The following is a 21,406-nucleotide window of genomic DNA, read 5'->3' as shown; positions in this document are numbered from 1 at the left end:
GAACACCAGTGAGCTGGGCCGATATTCACGCTCCGAGGTGTCCGTTGGTGGATCGGCCAACGGAACGCCCGCAGGGATTTCAGGGGGCTGCTTCGTGACTCGGGCCAGCTTCAGGTTCGGTCAGCAGGACTTCGATCCCCCCAGGACTCCTGGGCGGGAAACGGTACCCGCAGCAGCGCGGCGTCGACCTCCCCTGCCGCCAGCCCGGCGGTGGGATCCCACCAGGAGCTCTGCCGCATCTCTACCCGCCGGCCAGGCCGCCGTTCACTGAACGCGCCGATGATCCGCGGTGTCGCCTCGTTCGCGGCGCTGGCGAGGAACCCGACCCGCAGGACCCGATCCTGTTCGGCTGCCGCCGTTTCACCTCGGTCACCGCGCGTTGCCAGCCGTCCAGCAGCGGTGCGACCGACTGAGCGAGCACCCGGCCCGGCGCGGTGAGCGTCATCCCGGAGCGGGAACGGAGGACAGCGGCACGCCGAGCAGGTCCTCCAGGCGATGGATCTGCTCGGTCAGCGAAGGCTGCGACATGGGGAGCTGCTGCGCGGCGCGGCTGAGGTTGCCCTCGGCGGCCACCGCCGAGAAATAGCGCAGCAGCCGGGTGTCGACATCCATGCCTTCAGGTTATGGATGCGGGTATTGGACGGGCAACAGACTATGTCGCGAGGCTGGAGGACATCGGTTCCACAGCAGAAAGGCCCACCATGTTCGCCCTGTACGCGACGCTGACCTGCCTCTTGCCCTGATCTCGGGTGAACGCGATCGTGAGGCCTTGCCGCCAGGTCGAATCCGGTCCGGGGGTCAGGCCTCGCCGTCGCGCTTCTCGCGCCATCGGTCGATGAGCGCGGGCAGCTCTGTTTCCATGTAGCCGTAGAAGTCCTGCATCTCGTGCAGCCGCTTGGCAGTCGGAGTGTCGCGCCCCGTCGCGTCCAGGCCGACCACGGCGGCGTTCTTCATCACCTCGAGCATCATGTTCTGCTGGGAGAACAGGCGCGCCCACACGCCCTCGGGAAACCGGTAGTGCTCGCGGCGGCTGCCCGGCGCAGGCACCCGCTCCACCATGCCCGATTGGGTCAGCTGCTTGATCGCGGTCGATACCCCACCGGTGCTGATCGACAGCTGTTCGCACAGGTCGGCCGCAGTCATCGTGTCCTGTTCGGTGTAGAGCAGGGCCGTCATCACCCGTGCGGTCGTTTTCTGCATGCCGCCCTGCGACAGCGTCAGTGCCAGCCGCTCGGCCGCGTCTCGAAGCCTCTGGTCGGAATCCATGCGCCCACCCTACAGAACCTTCGCACACTTCATAATCTTCACAAATCTCTGAATCTTCGATACCGTTCGAGACATGAACAACGCCATCGAGATCCGCGACCTCACCAAGACCTACGGCACCAGCCGGGGACTGTCCGGACTGACTCTCGACGTCCGCGCCGGTGAGGTGTTCGGCTACCTGGGGCCCAACGGCGCGGGCAAATCGACCACCATCCGGCTCCTGCTCGATCTGATCCGGCCCACCTCGGGAACCGCGACCGTGCTCGGACTCGACCCCCGCCACGACGGTGTCGCCCTGCGCAGGCGCATCGGCTATCTGGCCGGTGACTTCGTCGTCGACGGAGGCCAGCGCGTACGCGAATGCCTGCGGTTCCTCGCCCACCTGCGCGGCGGTGTCCCCCAGCCACGCATCGACGCACTCTGCGACCGGCTCGGCCTCGACCCGACCGCGACGATCAAGAGTCTGTCGAAGGGGAACCGCCAGAAGGTCGGCCTGGTACAGGCCTTCATGCACACCCCGGAACTGCTGATCCTCGACGAACCGACCTCCGGCCTCGACCCGCTGGTCCAGCAGACCTTCCTCGAGCTGGTCGCCGACGCCGCGAGGTCCGGTCAGACCGTGTTCATGTCCAGCCACATCATGGACGAGGTCGAAGCCGTCGCCGATCGCGTCGGCATCCTGCGCGACGGCACCCTCGTCGCCCTCGACACGGTCGCCGACCTACGCGCCTCGGCCATCCGCCGCATCGAGATCGGATTCGCCGACCCCGTCGCCCTCGCGGAGTTCCGCACCGTGCCCGGACTGGTCGAACCGCACCTCGACCCCTCCGGCACCATTTTGCGCGCCGGCCTGTCCGGAACGCCGGACGCGGTGGTCAAAGCCGCCGCACGACACACCGTGATCGCGCTGACCACCACCGAACCACACCTCGACGAGATCTTCCACCGCCACTACGCCGGCGCCGAGGCCGCACCGCGCACCGCCGCCTGACCACCCGAATCACCCTGTATCCGAAGGACATCCGCGATGACCACCACCATCGAACCCTCGATCGCCACCACACACACCGTCGTGGTCGCCGAAACGCTGCGTACCACCCGGCGCGGCCTGCTCGGCTGGACCGCCGGGATCACCGTCGCCGCCGTCGCCTACGCCAGCTTCTACCCGCAGATGGCGAAGAACGGCGCCGAACAGACCGCGAACCTGCCCGAAGGGCTGCGCGATGCGCTCAACATGAACGACATCGGATCCGCAGCGGGATACCTCGGTTCCACCGTCTTCGGCCTGCTCGTCGCGCTGCTGGCGATGTTCTTCGGCGCCGCGCTGGGCGCGCGCGTCACCGCCGCCGACGAGGAATCGGGCACCCTCGACCTGCTCCTGGCCCACCCCATCACCCGCGCCTCGCTGCTCCTGCAACGCTTCGCCGCACTCGTCGCGGCGGCCACCGGGGTCGGTGTCGTCCTGTGGCTGGCCATGCTCGCCATCCGGGGCAGCGCCGAACTGACCTCGATCAGTGCGGGCCGGTTCGCCGCGCAATGCCTGCATCTGGTCCTGCTCACGGTGCTCTTCGGCGCCCTTGCCACCGCCATCGGCGCCGTCACCGGGCGCCGTGGCACCGTGTTCGCCGTGACCGCGGTCGCCGGGGTGACCGCCTGGGCCGCGCACACCTTCGCCGACCAGATCGGCCTCGGAGGGCTCGCCTACCTGTCGCCGTTCCACTACTACATCGACAGCGAACCGCTGCGACACGGCATCGATCCCCTCGCTGTCGTCGTCCTCGCCGCCGCCTCGATCGCCCTCGTCACCGCAGGCACCTACCGGTTCACCCGTCGAGACCTCGGCTGAGGCCATGGTCGAGAAGGCGACCCCCTCGGTCAGGATCGACTGGTCTCCTCGTGATCGTCGAAATATTCGCGGGCGCGGTCGATCGCGGCCATGTTCTGCGAGGCCCAGGCCAGCAGTGTGTCGATGGGTGGGCACAGAGACTTGCCGAGCGGGGTGATCCGGTACCTGACGGCCACCGGGCGGGTGGACACGACCTCACGCTCGATCACACCATTGCGCTCCAAGCGCCGCAGCGTGGCGGTGAGCGACTTCTGGGTGACCTGCGGGATGGCCCGACGCAGTTCGTTGAAGCGGCAAGGTCGTTACGTCGCAGTGGGAACAGGGGCCGTGCACGTCCACGTCAGCGGCCAGATCGCCCGACACAGCGATGGGACCGCGGTGGCGCCCGGTGATCTGGCCGGACAGGTCGCCCAAGCGCTGCGCAACACCTCCATCGGCCTGGCCGCCGCGGGCGCGACCTTCGCCGACGTGCTGCGCCTGACGTTCTATGTGACAGCCTGGACCGCGGACAAGATCGGCGATTTCATGGCCGGCGTCGAAGCCGTCGCCCCCGAGATCGGACTGCCCCTGCCGCTACCCCCGGCCTCGCTCATCGGTGTCGAAAGCCTCTTCGAACCCGACGTCCTCGTCGAAGTCGAGGCCACCGCGCTCACGGACTGATCCCAGTGGGGTGCGCGCCGGTTCCGGATCGCTGTTCCACACACCGATAGCCGAGCGCACACCGACTCAGCTCACCGCGTCGCCGTCGTAGATGGCTCGGCAAGCCCCCACCTCGTCCATGTGGTCTTGCGCCCAGAGACGGACCTGACGCAAGGTCTGATGGAGCGAGAGGCCGAGATCGGTCAGTGCGTAGTCGACGGTGACCGGGACCGTCGGCGTCACCGTCCGGGTAACGAGTCCGTCGCGCTCCAACGACCGCAATGTCTGCGTGAGCATCTTCTGGCTCACACCGGCGATGAGCCGAGCGAGCTCGGAATACCGGAGAGTGACAGGCGCACCGTCACCGCCGGTGCTGTCTCCCCCGAGAGCACACAGGATCAGTACGACCCACTTGTCGGAGAGCCGGTCGAGAAGATTCCGGCTCGGACACGCCGCGAGGAAGGCGTTGTATGCGTTTCTGGCCTGCTCGCGCTTCCCGGCAGCGCTCCTGGTCGCCATGGATGGCCCTCCGAACCTGGTGTGTTACGCACTCCGAAGTGCCTACTTTCCATCATAGAGTTACGCACCGAAGCTGGTGTGGTAGCGGCGCGATGCTCGATCGACGCTCACCACGAAGGGAATCACGATGACCACCACTTCTACCCTCCCCGGCGGGACCTGGACTCTCGGCGACCGCACGGTGCCACGCTTCGGGTACGGGGCCATGCAGCTCACGGGACCCCAGGTGATGGGCCCACCCGCCGACCGCGACGCCGCCGTCGCTGTCCTTCGCGAAGTGGTCAGGCAGGGCATCACACATATCGACACCAGCGACGCCTACGGCCCGCGAGTCACGAACGAGCTGATCCGCGAAGCGCTGCACCCCTACCCGGAATCCGTGGTGATCGCGACCAAGGTCGGCGCACGTCGAGACGCCGAGGGCGGCTGGCCCACGGCCCGCGATCCCGAATCCCTGCGCAGGCAGGTGCACGACAACCTCGAATCCCTCGGAGTCGACGCTCTCGACCTGGTGAACATGCGTATGGGCGACGCGACCGGACCTCAGCCGGGCTCGATCACCGAGGCATTCGAGACCCTCGCGGGCCTCCAGCAGCAAGGCCTGATCCGGCACCTCGGCGTCAGCAACGTGACCGCCGACCAGATCGCCGACGCACGGCGAATCGCCCCGGTGGTCTGCGTCCAGAACATGTACAACCTGGCCCACCGGCACGACGACGAGCTTGTCGATCGACTCGCCGCGGACAACATCGCCTATGTCCCCTTCTTCCCCCTCGGCGGCTTCGCACCCCTGCAGGCGGACGCGCTGTCAACAGTGGCTATGCGACTGGACGCGACACCGATGTCGGTGGCGCTCGCCTGGCTCCTGCAGCGCTCGGCGAACATTCTGCTGATCGCGGGCACGTCCCAGCTAGCGCATCTCCGGGAGAACATCACCGGCGCCGGACTCCACCTGTCCGCCGACGATGTCGCGGAACTGGACAGCATCGGCAGGTGATCATGCCGACCAGCGAGCGAGCCGGCACCACCGGATCCCGGTGATCGGTCCCGGCGCACCCCCGCTACCGGCGTTCCGACGACTTCGCTCAGCCGATTCGGACGCCGGGCCGGCGCCCGGCGACGACGGTGCTGAGATCCCGCTCACGATCGGACAAACCGGCTTGTCACCCTACCCTCCCGTAAGGGTAGGGTTCGGCGCGTGGCGCTGCGGCGATGCGGCCCACGTCCCCGACGATCATTCCCGCGTGCGGCGTCCGCACGCGGGTGCGCCCGCGTGCGCGATTCACCGAATGGAGAGCCATGGCGGCGACGGCACATCGACAGGCCGACGAGGGTTCGGTGCTCGCCGCCCTGCGCAGCCCCGCCCGGCTGCGCACCGAGGTGCTGGCCGGACTTGTGGTCGCGCTTGCGCTGATCCCGGAGGCGATCTCGTTCTCCATCATCGCCGGTGTCGATCCACGCGTCGGGCTGTTCGCCTCGTTCACCATGGCCGTCACCATCGCCGTGGTCGGCGGCCGCCGCGCCATGATCTCGGCCGCCACCGGCGCGGTCGCCCTCGTGGTCGCGCCGATCGTCGCCGAGCACGGACTCGACTACCTCATCGCCACCGTCATCCTGGCCGGGATCATCCAGATCGTGCTCAGCCTCGCCGGAGTCGCCAAGCTGATGCGGTTCATTCCGCGCAGCGTCATGGTCGGCTTCGTCAACGCTCTCGCGATCCTGATCTTCCTCGCCCAGATCCCGCACCTGATCGGGGTGCCGTGGCTGGTGTATCCGATGGTGGCCGTGGCACTGGCGGTGATGGTGCTGCTGCCCAAGCTCACCACCGCGATCCCCGCGCCGTTGATCGCGATCGTCACCCTCACCGCACTGACCATGATCTTCGCGCTCGACGTGCCCGATGTCGGCGACGAGGGTGAACTGCCGTCCAGCCTGCCCGCGTGGCTGATACCCGACGTGCCGTTCACCGTCGACACCCTGCGGATCATCGCCCCGTACGCCCTCGCTGTCGCCCTCGTCGGTCTGCTCGAATCGTTGATGACCGCAAAGCTCGTCGACGACATCACCGACAGCCACTCCGACAAGACCCGCGAAGGCTGGGGCCAGGGCGTGGCCAATGTGGTCACCGGATTCTTCGGCGGCATGGGCGGATGCGCCATGATCGGCCAGACCATGATCAACGTGAAGGTCTCCGGCGCCCGCACCCGGATCTCGACCTTCCTGGCCGGGGTGTTCCTACTGATCCTGGTGGTCGGCCTCGGCGGCCTCGTCGCGCAGATCCCGATGGCCGTGCTCGTCGCGGTGATGATCATGGTGTCGGTGGGCACCATGGACTGGCATTCGATCGCGCCGAAGACCTTGCGCCGCATGCCGATCGCCGAAACCACCGTCATGGCGGTGACCGTCGTCGTCACCGTCGCCACCCACAACCTGGCCTACGGGGTGATCGCGGGCGTGCTGACCGCGATGGTCGCCTTCGCCCACCGGGTCGCCCACTTCACCGAGGTCGAGAAGGTCGCCGAGTCCGACACCGATCACGACGGCACCGTCGACACCAGGGTGTATCGGGTGCGCGGCGAACTGTTCTTCGCCTCCAGCAACGACCTGGTCTACCAGTTCGACTATGTGGACGACCCCGCTCATGTCGTGATCGACATGTCGCAGGCACACATCTGGGACGCCTCGACCGTGGCCACCTTGGACGCCATCACCACCAAATACGCCGCCAAGGGCAAGAAAGCCGAGATCATCGGGCTCAACCCGGCCTCGGAAGCCCGCCATGACCGATTGTCCGGGCACCTGGTCGGCGGGCACTGAGGTGCCCGCCGACACCAGCGGCTACCTGCAGATCGGGCAGGTAGCCGAGCTCACCGACCTGTCCCTGAAATCCATCCGCCACTGGGACGAGGTCGGCCTGGTCCAGCCCTCGGCCCGGTCGGCAGGCGGATTCCGGCTCTACACCGCCGCCGACGTCGACCGTATGCTGCTGATCCGCCGAATGAAACCTCTCGGGTTCTCCCTGACGGAGATGAAACACCTGCTCGACGCGATCGACATCCTCGACGACCCGACCGCACCCGCCGACCGGCACACCATCGCCCGCGCCGACCTGCGCGTGCTGCGCGACAAGGCGGCCGACAGCGCCGAGCGGCTGCGCAAACACCTCGCCTACGCCGAGGAATTCACCGACCTGCTCACCACCCGCGCCACCACCGACCCGCACTGAACCCGAGACCCCCGGCTCCGGTGACCCGATGGATGTCGAATTCGGCACCGACGTGTGGGCCGAGCTGCTCGAGCCGTTCCTCGACACCGATCGTCCCCGCGCACATCCGCACGGCACTCGGCCCGGCCGACGAGTTCTACCGGTGGGCAATGGGTCTGCCCGACCTGCCAACCGTCGCTGACGGCCGGCGGAAAACGGCGACCTGATCGGGCCGCTGAGCTACCGTGAGACCCAGCCGCCGAGGAGAGGACGACCGCGATGTATCCGCCCGGCCCCCGACAGCCTCCCCTCGTGCAGACACTGCGCTACCTCCAGCGACGCGAGCGTTTCCTGACCGCCACCGCGCGCCGCTACGGCGACACCTTCACCCTGCGCCTGCTGCCGCCCTACCCACACCACCTCGTCGTGTTCACCCGACCCGAACACATCAGGGAGATCTTCGCGGCCTCTCCCGCCGACCTGCACGCCGGGGAGAGCAACGCGATCCTGCGCCCCCTGCTCGGCGAGCACTCGGTACTGCTCACCGACGACGACGCGCACGCACGCGCCCGGCGCCTGCTCATGCCCGCCTTCACCGGGGCCGCCCTGGCGGGCTACCGCACACTCGTCGAACGGATCGCGGCCGACCACATCGAAACGTGGACTACCGGCACCACCGTGCGCGGTCTCGACGCGATGACCGCCATCACCCTCGACATCATCAGCGAGGTCGTGCTCGGCGTGAGCGATCCACGACGCCGGGCGCAGATCGGCCCACCGATGCGCCGCATCACCGAGATCGCCCCGCTGACCCTGCTCGGCTCGCGCGCACCACGTCTGCAGAACCACGGCCCGTGGAAACGATTCCACGACGACAAGGCCCTCCTGGACAGCAGGCTCTACGCCGAGATCGCCGCCCGTGAGACCGGCGCCGGCGCACCCGGCGGCGACGTGCTGTCCCGCCTGCTGGCCGCCGGAGCGGCGACCGAGCACCCGCTCACTCCCACCGAACTGCGCGACCAGCTCGTCACGCTGCTCGCCGCCGGTCACGAGACCACCTCCTCGGCCCTGGCCTGGGCGCTGCACGAGCTCGCCGCCGACCCAGAGCGCCAGGAATCGGCCCGCCGCGCCGCGCACGACGGCGACACCGCCTATCTCGAAGCGGTGATGAAGGAGGCGCTGCGCTTCCACTGGGTCATCGGCGGCGTCGTCCGCAAGCTGACCCGCGACCTGACGCTCGGCGGGCATCGGCTGCCCGCGGGCACGGTGGTCGCGTGCTCGATCCTGCTGGCCCATCGCGACGGCGAGTCCTACCCCGACGCGGTGTTCCGGCCCGAACGCTTCCTCGACGGCACCCTCGCCCCGCACACCTGGTTCCCCTTCGGCGGTGGTGTCCGACGCTGTCTCGGCGCGGGTTTCGCCCTCATGGAAGGCGCGGCAGTGCTGCAGGAGATCCTGCGCAGGCACCGCATCGAGCTCCCGCCGGGCGCTACCGGGCGAGGCCGCGTTCGCAACATCACCCACGTGCCCGCCGACGGCGCCCCGATCCTGGTGCGGGAGCTGGCCCGGACCTGAACCGAGCAGACCACGCTCGGCGGCGACCACCGCTCGCGGCCCCCACCACATCGCGGTCCCCGATGATCCACAGAATCCGAAAACGTGGCAGTTATCACTACCGTGCCTTGCATGTTGGCAACGGCCGTGACCAAAACGTTAAGGTTCAGGCATGGTACGTCACGGAGCAGCCACTACAGACCCGGACGTGCCGAATGTTCCTCTCCCCCAGCAACATCCGGCACCCCTCGCGTCCACCGAAGATCCCGGCGACGCCACCGAAACCCTGTCCGGCCAGGTCGACGACCATTTCCCGCGACTCGGCGACATCAGCTTCCTCACCACTGCGGCCCGCCACCGGCTCGCCGCCTTCATCCACACCAAACTCGCCGAACTCGAAGAAATGGCCTGAGGGCATCGGACCCCGCGAGTCGCCTGCGCCCATCGATGCCCTGATCGCCTAAGCTCGAGCGCCAGGAATCAACGACGGCAACGATTCGATGCACCGAGGGGGCGGCGTGAACACCGACACCGCGGTCGTCCTCCCCGAACAGGTGCGGACCGAGCTGCGGCGGGGCGTGCGCAGCGTACTCGTCGACACCGCCGCGCTGCGGATGGTCCGGGAACGGTTCGACGACGGACAAGCCGACGCGTTGCGGCGGTACCTGGAAGCCTCCCAGTCTGCGAACACCTTGCGCGCCTACCGCACCGACTGGATCGCCTGGGCGGGATGGTGCGTGGCCGAGCAGCGGCAGGCGCTGCCCGCCGACCCGCTCGACGTCGCCGTGTATCTCGCGGCCGCGGCCGATGCCCGACGAGACGGTGGCGCATGGGCTTTCAGTCCCGCCACCCTCGAACGGAAGTCCGCCGCGATCGCCGCCGTGCACGCCGCGAACGGACTCCCCGCACCGACCCGGTCCGATGTCGTCCGGCTCACCCTGCGCGGAATCCGGCGCACCCGGCGCACCCCGCCGACCCGCAAACGCCCCGTCCTGCTGCACACCCTCGACCAGCTGCTCGCCGAACTCCCCGCACCAGGGTGGCCCACCGAACCGGCCCGGCGCCGGGACGCCCTCGCCCTGCTCGTCGGGTTCGCCGGAGCGCTGCGCCGCAGTGAACTCGCCGGCCTGCGCATCGCCGACGTCCACGCGCGCACCGACCACACCACCGGCGAACCGCTGCTCGTCGTCCACCTGCCCACCACCAAGACCGACCCCACCGGTGCCGCCGAACAACGCATCGCCCTCCCCCGCGGCACCCACCCACGCACCTGCCCGGTGTGCGCGTTCGCCGATTGGGTCCGGCTGCTCGAGATCCACGACGCCGAAGGCACTGCCGGAACCCGCGCGTGGACCACCGCCAACCCCGTACCCGACACCACGATCCACCGCTGCCACGGCTTCACCGGCACCCCGCTCAGCGCGCAGACCGACCGGCCACTGTTCCCCACCATCAACCGCCACGGCTCCCTCGGCACCGCGGCGCTGTCCGGCCGAGCTGTCGCCGAACTCGTCAAACGCTACGCCGCCCGCGCCGGCCTCGACCCCGACCTGTTCTCCGGCCACTCGCTACGCGCCGGCTTCGCCACCCAAGCCGCGCTCGGCGGTGCCAGCGACCGGGAGATCATGCGCCAGGGCCGCTGGGCCAACCCACGCACCGTCCACGGCTACATCCGCACCGCCAACCCCCTCGAAGACAACGCCGTCACCAAGCTCGGCCTCTGAGTCAGCGCACCGCTCTTCAGCGTTCCGACGCACCCGCGGCGAGGATCGCGCTCAGATCCTCGGGAATCGGCATCGGCGTGAACACACCGACATCGGACCGTCCGGTGTTCCCGAGTGGAGCCCGCCCGGTCGCGGAGGCGACGCCGGCGCCTGCGAGCCGAATCACCTGCCCGACCGCTTCGCGACGGTCGCGGCACCGCAGCGCGAGAACCAGCATCACCCAATGGACACGAGTGTGCGGCCAGGCCCATGGCTGCGAAAGGATGTGCGCCCGTTCGAGCGCATGCCACCTCTCGTCGAGCTCGGCGGCGCTGTGTGCGCGGCTCAGCTCGGCCTCGAACGCGGATCGAACGGACACGGGCATACGGGACATCGGAACCTCCATTGCTGTCGAACTGACCGACAGCCTCCCAGCGCGGCCATGCCGTGGGCTTGAACGAACCTGCTACGGAAGCTCGTCCACCCACCGCAGCCGCCCGAAATCCGACGGAGCCGCACCGAACATGCTGTGGCAGACCCGATTCAGATGGGCGCTGTCGGCGAATCCCGCACCATGCGCGGCCTCGGTGAACGAACGGCCCGCGGCGACGAGCCGCATCGCCTGCTGCATCCGCAACCACCGCACATACGCCCGGAACGGAAGCCCCATCTCGGCGGCGAACAGATGCGCCAGCCTGCTCTCGGACAGCCGCACTCGCAGTGCCACCGCGGCGAGCCGGACCGGGCCGTCGGCCAGCAACCCAGGCAGCTCGGCCCGCACGCGACGGACGGCCGGATGACCGGTCTCATCCGCGTGCCCGCCCAGGCCGGCCACCAGATCGGCCGTACCGATCGGCCCCGACAGAAACAGTGACCCGGCACGCACCCAGCCATCGACCGTGTCGCCGCGGTCAGGACACAGCGTCGCCACCGCACTCGCTTCCGGCGCCACATGGACCACCGTCGACGCCGCGGCACCGTGGACCACCCGGTGCCGGACATTCGGCGGAACCACCACCGCGCGACAGGTCGTCGTGTTCCCGTAGGCATCACCGATCGCGAAGCGGGACTCGCTCGTCAGTACCTGTACCGAATGATGCGCATGCAGCGTGGTCGCGCCGACGTCACCCGTCAACACCATCACACCGGGCCGAAGCAGCATCGTCCCGGCCCATTCGCTAGCACCGGTCATTCGCAGTCCACGCCATGAACGTTCGGCAACCACCACCGCAGGATGACCCGCAACACGCCACGACACAAGTCCGGCTCTCCGGCGCATGTTCACCCGAAGGGCCACCGACAAGCGGTAGCCGCAGTGACCGGCGACCCCAACCGCGAGCGTCACCCTGCCGCTCATCCCGTCGCCCCCACGAACCTCGCAGTCCTCGTGCAAAGATCGCCCAGTGAGCAGCAGTCAGGAGTCACCGCGGGATTCAGCTCTTCGCGCCGCCCACCGCTATTCCGCCCGGCACCGCTTCGAGATCGAGGCGAGCTCCCGCTGTGGCTGCTTCCACTGCCGCACAACTTTCCCGCCCTCGGCGATTCAGGACTGGACCGACACGCAGAGAGGGCGGGGCGAGACGGCACTGTGCCCGATCTGCGGGATAGACAGCGTCATCGGTGACTCGTCCGGCTATCCGCTCACTGCCGAGTTTCTGACGGGGATGCACGACTACTGGTTCTGACGCGGCCTGCCGTCCCGGAGCAAGATGCGCGGCCTGCACATATACCGGCCTCGACACTGGGCGAGCCGAGCAGCGAGCCCAACCCCCCTCCTCTTTGCTAGAGGCTGGTAGAGGCGAACATGTATGCGAAGTGACGGCGGGTGGTTGAGGGGGAGTGCACATAGTTGAATGCGCATATCTACGTATCCCGATGTTATATGCTGCCAGAAGCCACACCTACGCATTTCCGTCGTTCGATCCAGCCCCTGTCGCACACTGGGATCCACTCCCCCTGCTTCCTCGCACCCACCTGGAGCTTCATGCCCTCCCCCAGTGGCCGCCGTATCCTCGCCATCATCGCTGCGCTGACGGCAACGCTCGGCGCAGGCCCCTCCCCCGCTTTCGCCCGCCCGGCCGCACCCGCCCAGCTCGCACCCCTCGGCCCCGAATTCCTCTGGGGCGTCGCCGCGTCCGGCTTCCAAGCGGAAGGCGATGCGCCCGACAGCAACTGGCGGCGCTATGTCGAGTCCGGCAAGACGAAGGACCCCTATCTGAACTCCGTCGACTTCCTGGCACGGTTCCGTTCGGATATCGCTCTCGCCGCCGATCTCGGGGTGCGGGTCTATCGCATCGGCATCGAGTGGGCCCGACTGCAGCCACACGCCGGCGTGTGGGACGTGGACGGTTTCGCGTTCTACGACGAGGTCGTCGATGCCATCGTCGCGGCGGGCATGCGGCCCATGCTCACCCTCGACCACTGGGTGTACCCCGGCTGGGCAGCCGAACGAGGTGGCTGGCGCGATGAGCGGATCGTGGCGGCCTGGTTGAGCAACGCTCGGCGCGTCGTCGACCGATACGCCGACACCGACCCGCTCTGGGTCACCTTCAACGAGCCGACCGTGTACCTGGTGAACGAGCTGCGCCACGGCGGCATAGACGCGGCGGGCCTGCCCGTCATGGCCGAGCGGATCGCCCAGGCGCACAACGAGATCTACGACTACATCCACGGCGTGCGACCAGGGGCCCAGGTCACCAGCAATGCCGCGTTCATTCCCGCCGTCGACGACGCGATCAGCGGCCCGCTGCTCGACCGCATCGCGGCCCGGCTCGACTACGTCGGCATCGACTACTACTACGGCCTGTCCCCCAGCCAGCTCACCGTGCCCGATTTCGACCGGCTGTGGACGATGCCCCTGCAAGCCGAGGGCATCTACTACGCACTCGACCACTACGCGCGCCGCTTTCCCGGCAAGCCCCTCTACATCGTCGAGAACGGCATCCCGACCGAGAACGGCCTACCCCGGCCGGATGGCTACACCCGCGCCGACGCGCTGCGTGACACCACCTACTGGCTGCAGCGCGCCGTCGCCGACGGTATCCCGGTGATCGGCTACAACTATTGGAGCCTCACCGACAACTACGAATGGGGCTCGTACACACCGCGTTTCGGTTTGTACACGGTCGATGTCCTGACCGACCCGACGCTCACCCGCACCCCCACCGACGCGGTCGAGGCCTATCGCGCGATCACCGGATCCGGCGGCGTCCCCGCGAACTACCTGCCGACCCGCGCCCCGGTGACCTGCTCCCTGGTCGACCCGCCCGGCAGCTGCACCGATCCGGTGACGCTCCCGCAGTAGCGGATCGAGCCAGACCCCGGTGCTCTAGACTCGGACGGGTGTCGAGCGCAACGTCACGCCCGGTGAGCGGCAGACAAGCCCGATGGCAGCCACACAACGACAGCCGCCGGGAGCGCATCGTGGTGTCGGCGATCGAATTGCTCGAACAGGCGCCGGTCGGCGTCGAGGTGCCGATCATGCAGATCGCCGAGCATGCCGGGCTCGCGAAGTCGGTGGTGTACCGGCAGTTCGCCGGGCGCGACGAACTGGATCGCCGGATCAGGCGCGAGATCTCCGACCGGTTCGTCGCCGATATCGAAGACGCCCTCGATATCGCCGACGGGTCCATCCACTCGATCCTGGTGCGCACCATCGGCGCCGTGGTCACCTGGATCGAGGACCATCCCCGGCTGCACGAGTTCCTGCGCACCGGCCCGTCGGAGGAGGGCTCCGAGGTCGATGCGATGAACGCGCTGATCGCGACCATCGCGGCGTCGACCCGGGCCCTCGTCACCGGCCTCGCCGGGGTGGTCGGTGTCGCCGACGACGGGTCGGTCGACACCATGACCTTCGCCATCGTGTCGATGACCGAGGCCACCGTGACCCGCTGGGCCGGCGACCCGGCGCCGCTGCTGAGCCGGGAGCAACTGATCGAGGAAGTGGCCTCCTACGCCTGGCACGTGGTCGACGGGGTGGCCCGCAGGCACGGGCTCACCCTCGACCCCGAACAGCAGCTGGTCGAGATCATCACCCAGTTCGCCGCGCCGAACTAGGCCACCCGGCGCAGGCCGCGTTCCGGCTCGCTGCGGTAGCGCGAGGCGGGACCATCGATGCCGAGCGCCCGCCACAATCGGCGCGCGACCGGGTTCATCAGACCGAGTTCCTCGGTGAGTTTACGCATGTCGGCGAAGTATCCGGACAGGATCTTGCGGGAGTGTTCCGACTTCCAGAACGCCTGCTCGATCACCTCGCGCGGGATGTCGAACTCCTTGGCGAACGAGCGTGGCGGCGCCATGATCTCGCTCGCCAGCCAGCGCATCGCGAGGGGGAACGCGACCGAGCACACGCCGCGGTTGAACGTTCCCATCCGGCCGATGTGGAGTGCGAGGAACTCGCCGGCGAAGGAGATGTGCCGCGCTTCCTCGGCGATGTGGATCTCCATGGTGCGCAACACCAATGGCGGCATGGTCGCACCCTCGCGGATGACCGCCTTCTGGTAGTGGTCGATCGGTTCCTCACCGGCGAGGATGCCGATGAACAGAATCGTGTGCGCGTAGCCGCCCGCCACGCCGATCAGCGGCGACATCGCCTTGAACACGGGCCGCATACCCGGCACGTCGATCCCGATGCGGTTCACCAGCTCCTGGAACATCTGGATGTGGTTGCACTCTTCGGTCATCTCGTGCAGGCAGTACCGGAACTCGGGCGAGCCGTTCGGCAGCTTCATGACGTACTGCATCATCCCGCGGATCAGGATGCTCTCGAAGGCCGCGCCGACTTTGACCGCGTTCGCGGTGCGCCACCGGCCGATCGCGATCTGTTTGTCCAGCGGCTGGTCGCGATACCACTGGGTCGCGCCGAGCGGATCGACGTCGGGCGAGAGTACCCAGCGCACGTCGTTCGGGTCGAGGGCGAGCTCGGGCGAATCCCAGTCGATATCGAGGTAGGGGTCGAAATGCCGGTCGACGGACCCCTGCGACAGGGTCGCCAGCGCATCCCGGTACTCCTCGGTGATGAATTCGCCACGGCTCGATTCGGTCAGCGTCATCGGTGCCTCCTCGGTTCGTGTCCGGCGACGGCGTTGTTGCGGCCGTCACACCGGATGATCCGAGAATAACTGAGACCTAGAGTCCCACACAACCCCGCGCGCCGGTTTGTGACCCGGACGCGATCGGCGTTACTCGACGAGCAGAACCACGAGCTGCCGGGCCAGATCCGCATCACCGGGACCACCGAGCCACACCAGCGGTCGCCGCGGATCGAGCCGGTCCAGCGCATCGGTCAGCGAACCGAACACCCGGTCGGCGCGCACCACGCAGACCTGCGGCACCACCTCCGACACCGCGGGGCCACCGTCGACCTCCAGGGCGAGCGAGCCGGTCGAGGCATCGCCTGCGACGACGTCGCGGACCACCGCCTCACCGGTGCCGCTTTCCGCCGCGCCGCCGTGCACCACCTCGTGCCCCGGCGCGCTCGCCCAGTGGTCCAGCCACGCCGGGCCGGGTTCGACCGCGGCGCGGACCGACCGCACGCTCATGCCGTAGAGCACATCCGCCACCGCGGCGGGCAGGCCGTCCAGATCAACCATGCGCACGAGCGAACCGTGCTCGCGCAACCGATCTGCGAAGCGGGCGAGCACCCCGGCCCGTTCGGCCGGATCGAGATGGCCGCGCGCGCCCGCGGAACGGCGCATGGGCACCCGACGTTCGTCGTCGGGCAGGTCGAGCAGCCCGTCACGGACGCGGCGCAAGATCTCCTCGCGAGAATTCACTCGGGCACTCCCGTTCGTTGGCGACGCACCGAGCTTCGCCGTTCACACATCTCTCACCCCACATACCGCGGGAACCACCTCGATCGCTACGGTACCGACCGCTTCCCGGTATCCAGTCGCCCACGCCGCGCCAATCAGCTACTTTTCGGCAATCCGCGCGAAGCCCAGCATGCTCAGCATCTGATCGATCTGCAACTCGAACACGGCCGCGCGATCGGCGAAGGTATCGCGCCCGTACATGTCGAAGACGTCGAAACTCACCGCGCCGAACAGCGTGGTCCACACCGTCAGGCCCGCCGCGATCACCCAGTCGGGCGCGGCGAGCCCGAATTGCGCGCGAATTGCGGAGAAGTCGGCCGCTGTGGGGGCCGACACGATCGGCTCGGCCGATGGTGGGGTGAGGTATTCGGCACGGTAGGCGTCGTCGATGATGCCGAGCAGGGTGGCGATCACCCGGATACCCGGCGCCTCGGTGTCCTGCGCGGGGGCCGCGTAGCCGGGCACCGGGGTACCGAACAGCAGTCCGTACCACGCCGGCTCGGCCAGCGCCCACGATCGGACCGTCCGCGCCGTGACGCGGAAGCGGGTCGCGGGATCGGAAGCCACGGCGGCGAGGGCGGCGTCGACGGCGTCGCCGAGCGCGTTGTAGCCGTCGACAACCAGCAGGGTCAGCAGCTCGTCACGGCTGCGCACGTAGCGGTACACCGCCGAGGAGACCACACCGAGGTCGCGGGCCACCGCGCGCAGCGACAGCGCCGCGGCACCCTGCGAGGCGAGGTGCTCGCGGCCGATCCGCTTGATGTCGGCGATCGTCTTGGCGCGGGCCAGTGCGCGCGGTCCCGGTCCGTCGGTGCTCATCGTCCGATCATCGCGCACGCGCAGCGTCGTCGGCCCGCGGTGCCGGGTCCGGCGCCGCGGGCGTGCCCGCCGCACGCTGGATCTCGGCGGCGAAGGTGGCGCCACCCACCTCCCAGGCCATCGCGAGGAACTGTTCCCTGAACCGGCTCAGGTCGACCCCGATGTCCTCGCCGCCGTAGCCGGTGCCCGCCGCGGCGCGCACCGTGCGCACGACCTCGTCGGCCAATTCGGCGATCCGCTCGCGGATCAACGTGCGCAACACCCCACTCAGGGTGATGTCGGTGCCGGTGTCGTAGAGCACCAGCGCACCCTTGAGCATGGGCCGGTCGGCGACGAACCAGCGGTCGCCGCGACGCTCGAGGTAGCCCGCCGCGATCAGCTCGGCGAGGACGTCGGTGCCCCGATCCCCGAGCAGCCCGGCCAGCTCGGCGTCGTCGAGCAGGACCGCGCGCTCGCCGGACTGCGCGCCACGCGGATCGAACAGTGTCCGCCAGTCACCGGCCGCGGGCTCGGCGTCGAAGACCTCGCGGATCGCATCGAGTCGAAGGCCCCTGGCTTGCATGGCGACGATATCGCGCAGCCGGTCCAGGTGCGCGTCGGTGTACACCACCTCTTTGCCTGCGCGCGCGGGCTTGGGCAGCACGCCGAGGGAGTGGTAGTAGCGGATCGTGCGCGCCGCGACGCCACTGACGTCGGCGAGCTCCGCGCGGGTATATCGGGCCACCGGACCAGCATAGGACCGCCACGCGCCGAACTTTGACAGTTCCGACTGTCGTCGTTAGCGTTACCCAGGTCACTGTCGACACCCTTCAGGAGCCCGAGTATGTCCGAACGCAAGACCGATTTCGACGTGCTGATCGTCGGCTCCGGCTTCGGCGGCAGCGTCACCGCGCTGCGCCTGGTCGAGAAGGGCTATCGGGTCGGCATTCTCGAGGCCGGACGCCGGTTCGCCGACGACGAGCTGCCCAAGACCAGCTGGGACCTGCGCAAGTTCCTGTGGGCGCCCAAGCTCGGCTGCTTCGGTATCCAGCGCATCCATCCCCTGCGCGATGTGCTGATCCTCGGCGGCGCGGGCGTCGGCGGTGGCTCGCTGAACTACGCCAACACCCTGTACGTGCCGCCGGAGCCGTTCTTCCAGGACGCACAGTGGCGCGAGATCACCGACTGGCGCGACGAGCTCACCCCGTACTACGAGCGGGCCAAGAAGATGCTCGGGGTGGTGCAGAACCCGCACATGACTCCGGCCGACGAGATCTTCAAGTCGGTCGCCGAGGACATGGGCGTCGGCGACACCTTCGTGCAGACTCCGGTCGGAGTGTTCTTCGGCGAACCGGGCAAGACTGTGGCCGACCCGTACTTCGGCGGCGCCGGTCCCGAGCGCACCGGATGCGTCGAGTGCGGCGACTGCATGGTCGGCTGCAAGTTCGGTGCCAAGAACACGCTCGTCAAGAACTACCTGTACCTGGCGGAACAAGCCGGGGCGCAGGTCGTTCCGATGACGACGGTCACCGCGTTGCGGCCGCTACCCGACGGCAGCTGGGATGTCGCGACCGAGCGCACCGGCGCCTGGCTGCGCAAGGATCCCAAGACCTATACCGCCGGCCAGGTCGTGCTGGCGGCGGGCACACTCGGCACCCAGAAACTGCTGCACGCCATGCGAGACCAAGGAACCCTGCCGAACCTGTCGGACCGGCTCGGTCTGCTCACCCGCACCAACTCCGAGTCCATCGTCGGCGCGGCGACCAAGAAGCTCGCCCCCGGCCAGGACTTCACCAAGGGTGTCGCGATCACCTCGTCGATCCACCCGACCCCCGATACCCATATCGAGCCGGTGCGCTACGGCAAGGGCTCGAATTCGATGGGCCTGCTGCAGACGCTGATGGTCGACGGCGGTGGCAGGATCCCGCGCTGGCTGCGCTTCCTCGGCATCGCGATCCTGCATCCCCTGACCCTGCTCGGCTTCCTCAGTGTGAAGAACTGGAGCGAGCGCACCATCATCTCGCTGGTGATGCAGCATCTGGACAATTCGATCACCACCTACACCAAGCGCGGTGTCTTCGGCCGCAAGCTCACCTCCAAACAGGGCCACGGACAGCCGAATCCGACCTGGATCCCGGCGGGCAACGAGGTGACCCGCCGGGTCGCGGACAAGATCGACGGTGTCGCGGGCGGAACCTGGGGCGAAGTGTTCAACGTCCCGCTCACCGCGCACTTCCTCGGCGGCGCCGCCATCGGTGCCGACCCCGCGCACGGGGTGATCGACGCCTACCACCGGGTGTTCGGCTATCCGACGCTGAGCGTCGTCGACGGTGCCGCCGTCTCGGCCAACCTTGGCGTGAACCCGTCGCTGACCATCACCGCGCAGGCCGAGCGCGCCGCCGCGTACTGGCCCAACAAGGGCGAGGTCGACACGAGGCCCGAGCAGAGCGCCGGATACACCCGCATCGAGCCGATCGCGCCCAAGCACCCCGCCGTGCCAGCGGGCGCGCCTGCCGCGCTGGTGCTGCCGATCGTGGATATCCGCGGCAAGGAACACACCGCGGGCTGATACCTGCCGCCGAGCCCCGGACCACGGTCCCGAACCGTGGTCCGGGGCTTTAACGCCCTTCCATCGCGTTAGGGTAGTCTGACCTGCCTTTTCTTCCGGATCTCCGCCGCCTAGTGTGAGGGTGCTCACAGCAGGACCATCGAGAGGACCGGAGGGCTGGATATGACGACGACCGAAATGCCTCACGTCTCCGAGTGCACGGTCAACAACTGTTCCTACAACCACGACGGCTGCCATGCCTACGCGATCAATGTCGCGGGCCACAACGGCAGCGCCGACTGCGGGACTTTCGTTCCCCTGTCGATGCGGGGCGGACTCGACACGGTGACGAGCATGGTCGGTGCCTGCCAGCGCGCCGACTGCACGCACAACCGCGACCTCGAGTGCACCGCGAGCGAGATCCGAGTCGGTCCCGGCAGTGCCGAGCACGCGGCGCGCTGCCTCACCTATACCCCCCGCTGAGCAGATCCGCCTGCGGGGCCGCGGCCGACGTCGTCACCTCCCCGAGGCCGCACGCACCTATCGGTGCCGATAGGCACGCAGGTACTCCGCGCGGTCCCATCCGGCACCATGGCGGGGACCGCGCGGAGCGGCGAGGGCACCGCCTTCGCCGATTTCGCGTGGAGTGCACGTAGCCTGGGCTGATGGCGAACACGATAGCGATCTCCGGGGCCAGTGGACAGATCGGCGGGCGCGTTGCCCACCTGCTGGCGGATACCGGGATGCCACTGCGCCTGCTCGGCCGGGACACCACCAAGCTGCCCGCGCTTCCAGGGTCGACCAGCGCGGCGATCGACTTCGCCGATCCGGCGACAGTGGCGCCCGCGCTCGAGGGCGCGCACACGTTCTTCTTCGTCTCCGCCGTCGAATCCGCGGACCGGGCCGCACAGCAGGCCGCGGTGGTGCGGGCCGCGGCGGCGGCCGGGGTGTCGCGGATCGTGTATCTGTCGTTCGTCGGCGCCGCGCCGGACTGCGTCTTCACCTTCGGTCGCGATCACTGGCACACCGAGCAGGCTGTGCGCGAGTCCGGGCTGGACTTCACGTTCCTGCGCGACAACGAGTACCAGGACATCATTCCGCAGTTCGCCGATGCGGACGGGGTGATCGCGGGTCCGGCGGGGTCCGGCCGGGTCGCCGCGGTGACCCGGGCCGACGTCGCGGCCTGCGCCGCCGCGGTCCTCACCTCCGGCGCACACAGCCGCACCACCTACGACCTGACCGGCCCGCGCGCGTTCACACTCACCGAGGCGACCGCGCAGATGACCGAAATCCTCGGCCGCCCCTACCGTTTCCTCGACCAGACCGTCGACGAGGCCTACGCGTCGCGGGCGAGCTACCGTGCGCCGCGCTGGGAGGTCGACGGCTGGGTCAGCACCTACACCGCGATCGCCGCGGGCGATCTCGCGCAGGTGACGGACGCGGTGCCGACCCTCACCGGACGGCCGGCCACCGACTTCGCCGACTATCTGGCCGGGCTCGCCCGCCGTTCCTGAG

The 21,406-nt window shown here is 68.7% G+C and carries 25 protein-coding genes and 1 pseudogene; 15 read left to right on the top strand and 11 right to left on the bottom strand.

All coding sequences use genetic code 11. The features are described from left to right. Positions 1–110: 110 nt before the first annotated feature. The 3 genes from ACFOW8_RS25345 to ACFOW8_RS25335 all read right to left on the bottom strand — a co-directional run bounded on the left by ACFOW8_RS25345 (position 111) and on the right by ACFOW8_RS25335 (position 1,266). Positions 111–332 (bottom strand): LysR substrate-binding domain-containing protein, encoded by a 222-nt coding sequence (locus ACFOW8_RS25345; protein WP_378554674.1) that lies wholly within the window; start codon positions 330–332, stop codon positions 111–113. Positions 333–441: 109 nt separating this feature from the next. After that, positions 442–612 carry a helix-turn-helix domain-containing protein gene (locus ACFOW8_RS25340; RefSeq protein ID WP_378553995.1) on the bottom strand — a complete coding sequence of 57 codons (171 nt, stop codon included), beginning with the start codon at positions 610–612 and terminating at the stop codon, positions 442–444. A gap of 186 nt (positions 613–798) precedes the next feature. Then, positions 799–1,266 carry a GbsR/MarR family transcriptional regulator gene (locus ACFOW8_RS25335; protein WP_378553994.1) on the bottom strand — a complete coding sequence of 156 codons (468 nt, stop codon included), beginning with the start codon at positions 1,264–1,266 and terminating at the stop codon, positions 799–801. Positions 1,267–1,339: 73 nt separating this feature from the next. Here ACFOW8_RS25335 and ACFOW8_RS25330 point away from each other — a divergent pair, with 73 nt between their 5' ends. Next, positions 1,340–2,257: an ABC transporter ATP-binding protein gene (locus tag ACFOW8_RS25330; RefSeq protein WP_378553992.1), complete on the top strand. Its 918-nt coding sequence runs from the start codon at positions 1,340–1,342 to the stop codon at positions 2,255–2,257. A gap of 36 nt (positions 2,258–2,293) precedes the next feature. Further along, a complete protein-coding gene (locus ACFOW8_RS25325; RefSeq protein WP_378553991.1) occupies positions 2,294–3,112 on the top strand; it encodes an ABC transporter permease subunit in 819 nt (272 codons plus the stop codon). Between the two features lie 29 nt (positions 3,113–3,141). On the opposite strand, the pseudogene ACFOW8_RS25320 reads toward ACFOW8_RS25325, so the two are convergent. Then, positions 3,142–3,414, bottom strand: a pseudogene (locus ACFOW8_RS25320) (winged helix-turn-helix transcriptional regulator); the annotation flags it as partial. Between ACFOW8_RS25320 and ACFOW8_RS25315 the strand changes: the two are divergent. Beyond that, positions 3,380–3,772 carry a Rid family hydrolase gene (locus ACFOW8_RS25315; RefSeq protein ID WP_378554673.1) on the top strand — a complete coding sequence of 131 codons (393 nt, stop codon included), beginning with the start codon at positions 3,380–3,382 and terminating at the stop codon, positions 3,770–3,772. The pseudogene ACFOW8_RS25320 and the gene ACFOW8_RS25315 overlap by 35 nt on opposite strands. A gap of 66 nt (positions 3,773–3,838) precedes the next feature. On the opposite strand, the gene ACFOW8_RS25310 is transcribed toward ACFOW8_RS25315, so the two are convergent. Beyond that, positions 3,839–4,270 (bottom strand): winged helix-turn-helix transcriptional regulator, encoded by a 432-nt coding sequence (locus tag ACFOW8_RS25310; RefSeq protein ID WP_378553989.1) that lies wholly within the window; start codon positions 4,268–4,270, stop codon positions 3,839–3,841. 127 nt (positions 4,271–4,397) lie between these two features. On the opposite strand from ACFOW8_RS25310, the gene ACFOW8_RS25305 reads away from it, so the two are divergent. The 6 genes from ACFOW8_RS25305 to ACFOW8_RS25280 all read left to right on the top strand — a co-directional run bounded on the left by ACFOW8_RS25305 (position 4,398) and on the right by ACFOW8_RS25280 (position 10,753). Then, positions 4,398–5,267, top strand: coding sequence for an aldo/keto reductase family oxidoreductase (locus ACFOW8_RS25305; RefSeq protein WP_378553988.1), 870 nt, complete (start codon positions 4,398–4,400; stop codon positions 5,265–5,267). 302 nt (positions 5,268–5,569) lie between these two features. Then, on the top strand, positions 5,570–7,087 hold the full coding sequence (locus ACFOW8_RS25300) for a SulP family inorganic anion transporter (RefSeq protein ID WP_378553987.1): 1,518 nt from the start codon (positions 5,570–5,572) through the stop codon (positions 7,085–7,087). After that, entirely contained in the window at positions 7,050–7,496 is a 447-nt protein-coding gene (locus ACFOW8_RS25295) for a helix-turn-helix domain-containing protein (protein ID WP_378553986.1), read from the top strand. The genes ACFOW8_RS25300 and ACFOW8_RS25295 overlap by 38 nt, the downstream gene beginning before the upstream one ends. Positions 7,497–7,754: 258 nt before the next feature. Further along, entirely contained in the window at positions 7,755–9,050 is a 1,296-nt protein-coding gene (locus ACFOW8_RS25290; RefSeq protein WP_378553985.1) for a cytochrome P450, read from the top strand. A gap of 187 nt (positions 9,051–9,237) precedes the next feature. After that, positions 9,238–9,441: a hypothetical protein gene (locus ACFOW8_RS25285; RefSeq protein ID WP_378553984.1), complete on the top strand. Its 204-nt coding sequence runs from the start codon at positions 9,238–9,240 to the stop codon at positions 9,439–9,441. 106 nt (positions 9,442–9,547) lie between these two features. After that, positions 9,548–10,753, top strand: a complete 1,206-nt coding sequence (locus ACFOW8_RS25280) for a site-specific integrase (RefSeq protein WP_378553983.1) — start codon at positions 9,548–9,550, stop codon at positions 10,751–10,753. A 16-nt stretch (positions 10,754–10,769) separates the two neighbouring features. Here the strand turns inward: ACFOW8_RS25280 and ACFOW8_RS25275 are convergent, their stop codons facing one another. Both ACFOW8_RS25275 and ACFOW8_RS25270 read right to left on the bottom strand, forming a co-directional pair. After that, a complete protein-coding gene (locus ACFOW8_RS25275) occupies positions 10,770–11,126 on the bottom strand; it encodes a DUF3703 domain-containing protein (RefSeq protein WP_378553982.1) in 357 nt (118 codons plus the stop codon). A gap of 72 nt (positions 11,127–11,198) precedes the next feature. Next, the gene (locus ACFOW8_RS25270) at positions 11,199–11,924 is read right to left on the bottom strand and encodes a helix-turn-helix transcriptional regulator (RefSeq protein WP_378553981.1); all 726 of its coding nucleotides are present in this window, start codon (positions 11,922–11,924) and stop codon (positions 11,199–11,201) included. Between the two features lie 211 nt (positions 11,925–12,135). Between ACFOW8_RS25270 and ACFOW8_RS25265 the strand changes: the two genes are divergently transcribed. The 3 genes from ACFOW8_RS25265 to ACFOW8_RS25255 all read left to right on the top strand — a co-directional run bounded on the left by ACFOW8_RS25265 (position 12,136) and on the right by ACFOW8_RS25255 (position 14,788). After that, entirely contained in the window at positions 12,136–12,417 is a 282-nt protein-coding gene (locus ACFOW8_RS25265; RefSeq protein ID WP_378553980.1) for a cytoplasmic protein, read from the top strand. 299 nt (positions 12,418–12,716) lie between these two features. Then, positions 12,717–14,036 carry a family 1 glycosylhydrolase gene (locus tag ACFOW8_RS25260; protein WP_378553979.1) on the top strand — a complete coding sequence of 440 codons (1,320 nt, stop codon included), beginning with the start codon at positions 12,717–12,719 and terminating at the stop codon, positions 14,034–14,036. Positions 14,037–14,074: 38 nt separating this feature from the next. Continuing rightward, on the top strand, positions 14,075–14,788 hold the full coding sequence (locus tag ACFOW8_RS25255) for a TetR/AcrR family transcriptional regulator (protein WP_378553977.1): 714 nt from the start codon (positions 14,075–14,077) through the stop codon (positions 14,786–14,788). Here the strand turns inward: ACFOW8_RS25255 and ACFOW8_RS25250 are convergent. The 4 genes from ACFOW8_RS25250 to ACFOW8_RS25235 all read right to left on the bottom strand — a co-directional run bounded on the left by ACFOW8_RS25250 (position 14,785) and on the right by ACFOW8_RS25235 (position 18,088). After that, a complete protein-coding gene (locus ACFOW8_RS25250; protein WP_378553976.1) occupies positions 14,785–15,783 on the bottom strand; it encodes an AurF N-oxygenase family protein in 999 nt (332 codons plus the stop codon). The genes ACFOW8_RS25255 and ACFOW8_RS25250 overlap by 4 nt on opposite strands. Positions 15,784–15,912: 129 nt before the next feature. Next, the gene (locus ACFOW8_RS25245) at positions 15,913–16,506 is read right to left on the bottom strand and encodes a hypothetical protein (RefSeq protein ID WP_378553974.1); all 594 of its coding nucleotides are present in this window, start codon (positions 16,504–16,506) and stop codon (positions 15,913–15,915) included. A 138-nt stretch (positions 16,507–16,644) separates the two neighbouring features. Continuing rightward, on the bottom strand, positions 16,645–17,364 hold the full coding sequence (locus ACFOW8_RS25240) for a TetR/AcrR family transcriptional regulator (RefSeq protein WP_378553973.1): 720 nt from the start codon (positions 17,362–17,364) through the stop codon (positions 16,645–16,647). Between the two features lie 7 nt (positions 17,365–17,371). Next, positions 17,372–18,088, bottom strand: coding sequence for a MerR family transcriptional regulator (locus tag ACFOW8_RS25235; protein ID WP_378553972.1), 717 nt, complete (start codon positions 18,086–18,088; stop codon positions 17,372–17,374). A gap of 99 nt (positions 18,089–18,187) precedes the next feature. Here ACFOW8_RS25235 and ACFOW8_RS25230 point away from each other — a divergent pair, with 99 nt between their 5' ends. The 3 genes from ACFOW8_RS25230 (at position 18,188) to ACFOW8_RS25220 (ending at position 21,405) form a co-directional block, all read left to right on the top strand. Continuing rightward, positions 18,188–19,912 carry a GMC oxidoreductase gene (locus tag ACFOW8_RS25230; RefSeq protein WP_378553971.1) on the top strand — a complete coding sequence of 575 codons (1,725 nt, stop codon included), beginning with the start codon at positions 18,188–18,190 and terminating at the stop codon, positions 19,910–19,912. 162 nt (positions 19,913–20,074) lie between these two features. Next, positions 20,075–20,374, top strand: a complete 300-nt coding sequence (locus tag ACFOW8_RS25225; RefSeq protein WP_378553970.1) for a DUF1540 domain-containing protein — start codon at positions 20,075–20,077, stop codon at positions 20,372–20,374. Between the two features lie 182 nt (positions 20,375–20,556). Then, a complete protein-coding gene (locus tag ACFOW8_RS25220; protein WP_378553969.1) occupies positions 20,557–21,405 on the top strand; it encodes an NAD(P)H-binding protein in 849 nt (282 codons plus the stop codon). The last annotated feature ends 1 nt before the right edge of the window (position 21,406 follow it).

The organism is Nocardia rhizosphaerae (genome assembly GCF_042650365.1).
GTDB classification, from domain to species: domain Bacteria; phylum Actinomycetota; class Actinomycetes; order Mycobacteriales; family Mycobacteriaceae; genus Nocardia; species Nocardia rhizosphaerae.
The sequence above is the reverse complement of the archived record's forward strand: the minus strand, read 5'-3'. Positions and strand labels throughout refer to the sequence as shown.

Bases quoted from the DNA above. Each gene is read 5' to 3' on its own strand.
- ACFOW8_RS25340 (WP_378553995.1), bottom strand. From the start codon at position 612: ATGGATGTCGACACCCGGCTGCTGCGCTATTTCTCGGCGGTGGCCGCC.
- ACFOW8_RS25335 (WP_378553994.1), bottom strand. From the start codon at position 1,266: ATGGATTCCGACCAGAGGCTTCGAGACGCGGCCGAGCGGCTGGCACTG.
- ACFOW8_RS25330 (WP_378553992.1), top strand. From the start codon at position 1,340: ATGAACAACGCCATCGAGATCCGCGACCTCACCAAGACCTACGGCACC.
- ACFOW8_RS25325 (WP_378553991.1), top strand. From the start codon at position 2,294: ATGACCACCACCATCGAACCCTCGATCGCCACCACACACACCGTCGTG.
- ACFOW8_RS25315 (WP_378554673.1), top strand. From the start codon at position 3,380: ATGGCCCGACGCAGTTCGTTGAAGCGGCAAGGTCGTTACGTCGCAGTG.
- ACFOW8_RS25310 (WP_378553989.1), bottom strand. From the start codon at position 4,270: ATGGCGACCAGGAGCGCTGCCGGGAAGCGCGAGCAGGCCAGAAACGCA.
- ACFOW8_RS25305 (WP_378553988.1), top strand. From the start codon at position 4,398: ATGACCACCACTTCTACCCTCCCCGGCGGGACCTGGACTCTCGGCGAC.
- ACFOW8_RS25300 (WP_378553987.1), top strand. From the start codon at position 5,570: ATGGCGGCGACGGCACATCGACAGGCCGACGAGGGTTCGGTGCTCGCC.
- ACFOW8_RS25295 (WP_378553986.1), top strand. From the start codon at position 7,050: ATGACCGATTGTCCGGGCACCTGGTCGGCGGGCACTGAGGTGCCCGCC.
- ACFOW8_RS25290 (WP_378553985.1), top strand. From the start codon at position 7,755: ATGTATCCGCCCGGCCCCCGACAGCCTCCCCTCGTGCAGACACTGCGC.
- ACFOW8_RS25275 (WP_378553982.1), bottom strand. From the start codon at position 11,126: ATGTCCCGTATGCCCGTGTCCGTTCGATCCGCGTTCGAGGCCGAGCTG.
- ACFOW8_RS25270 (WP_378553981.1), bottom strand. From the start codon at position 11,924: ATGACCGGTGCTAGCGAATGGGCCGGGACGATGCTGCTTCGGCCCGGT.
- ACFOW8_RS25260 (WP_378553979.1), top strand. From the start codon at position 12,717: ATGCCCTCCCCCAGTGGCCGCCGTATCCTCGCCATCATCGCTGCGCTG.
- ACFOW8_RS25250 (WP_378553976.1), bottom strand. From the start codon at position 15,783: ATGACGCTGACCGAATCGAGCCGTGGCGAATTCATCACCGAGGAGTAC.
- ACFOW8_RS25240 (WP_378553973.1), bottom strand. From the start codon at position 17,364: ATGAGCACCGACGGACCGGGACCGCGCGCACTGGCCCGCGCCAAGACG.
- ACFOW8_RS25230 (WP_378553971.1), top strand. From the start codon at position 18,188: ATGTCCGAACGCAAGACCGATTTCGACGTGCTGATCGTCGGCTCCGGC.
- ACFOW8_RS25225 (WP_378553970.1), top strand. From the start codon at position 20,075: ATGACGACGACCGAAATGCCTCACGTCTCCGAGTGCACGGTCAACAAC.
- ACFOW8_RS25220 (WP_378553969.1), top strand. From the start codon at position 20,557: ATGGCGAACACGATAGCGATCTCCGGGGCCAGTGGACAGATCGGCGGG.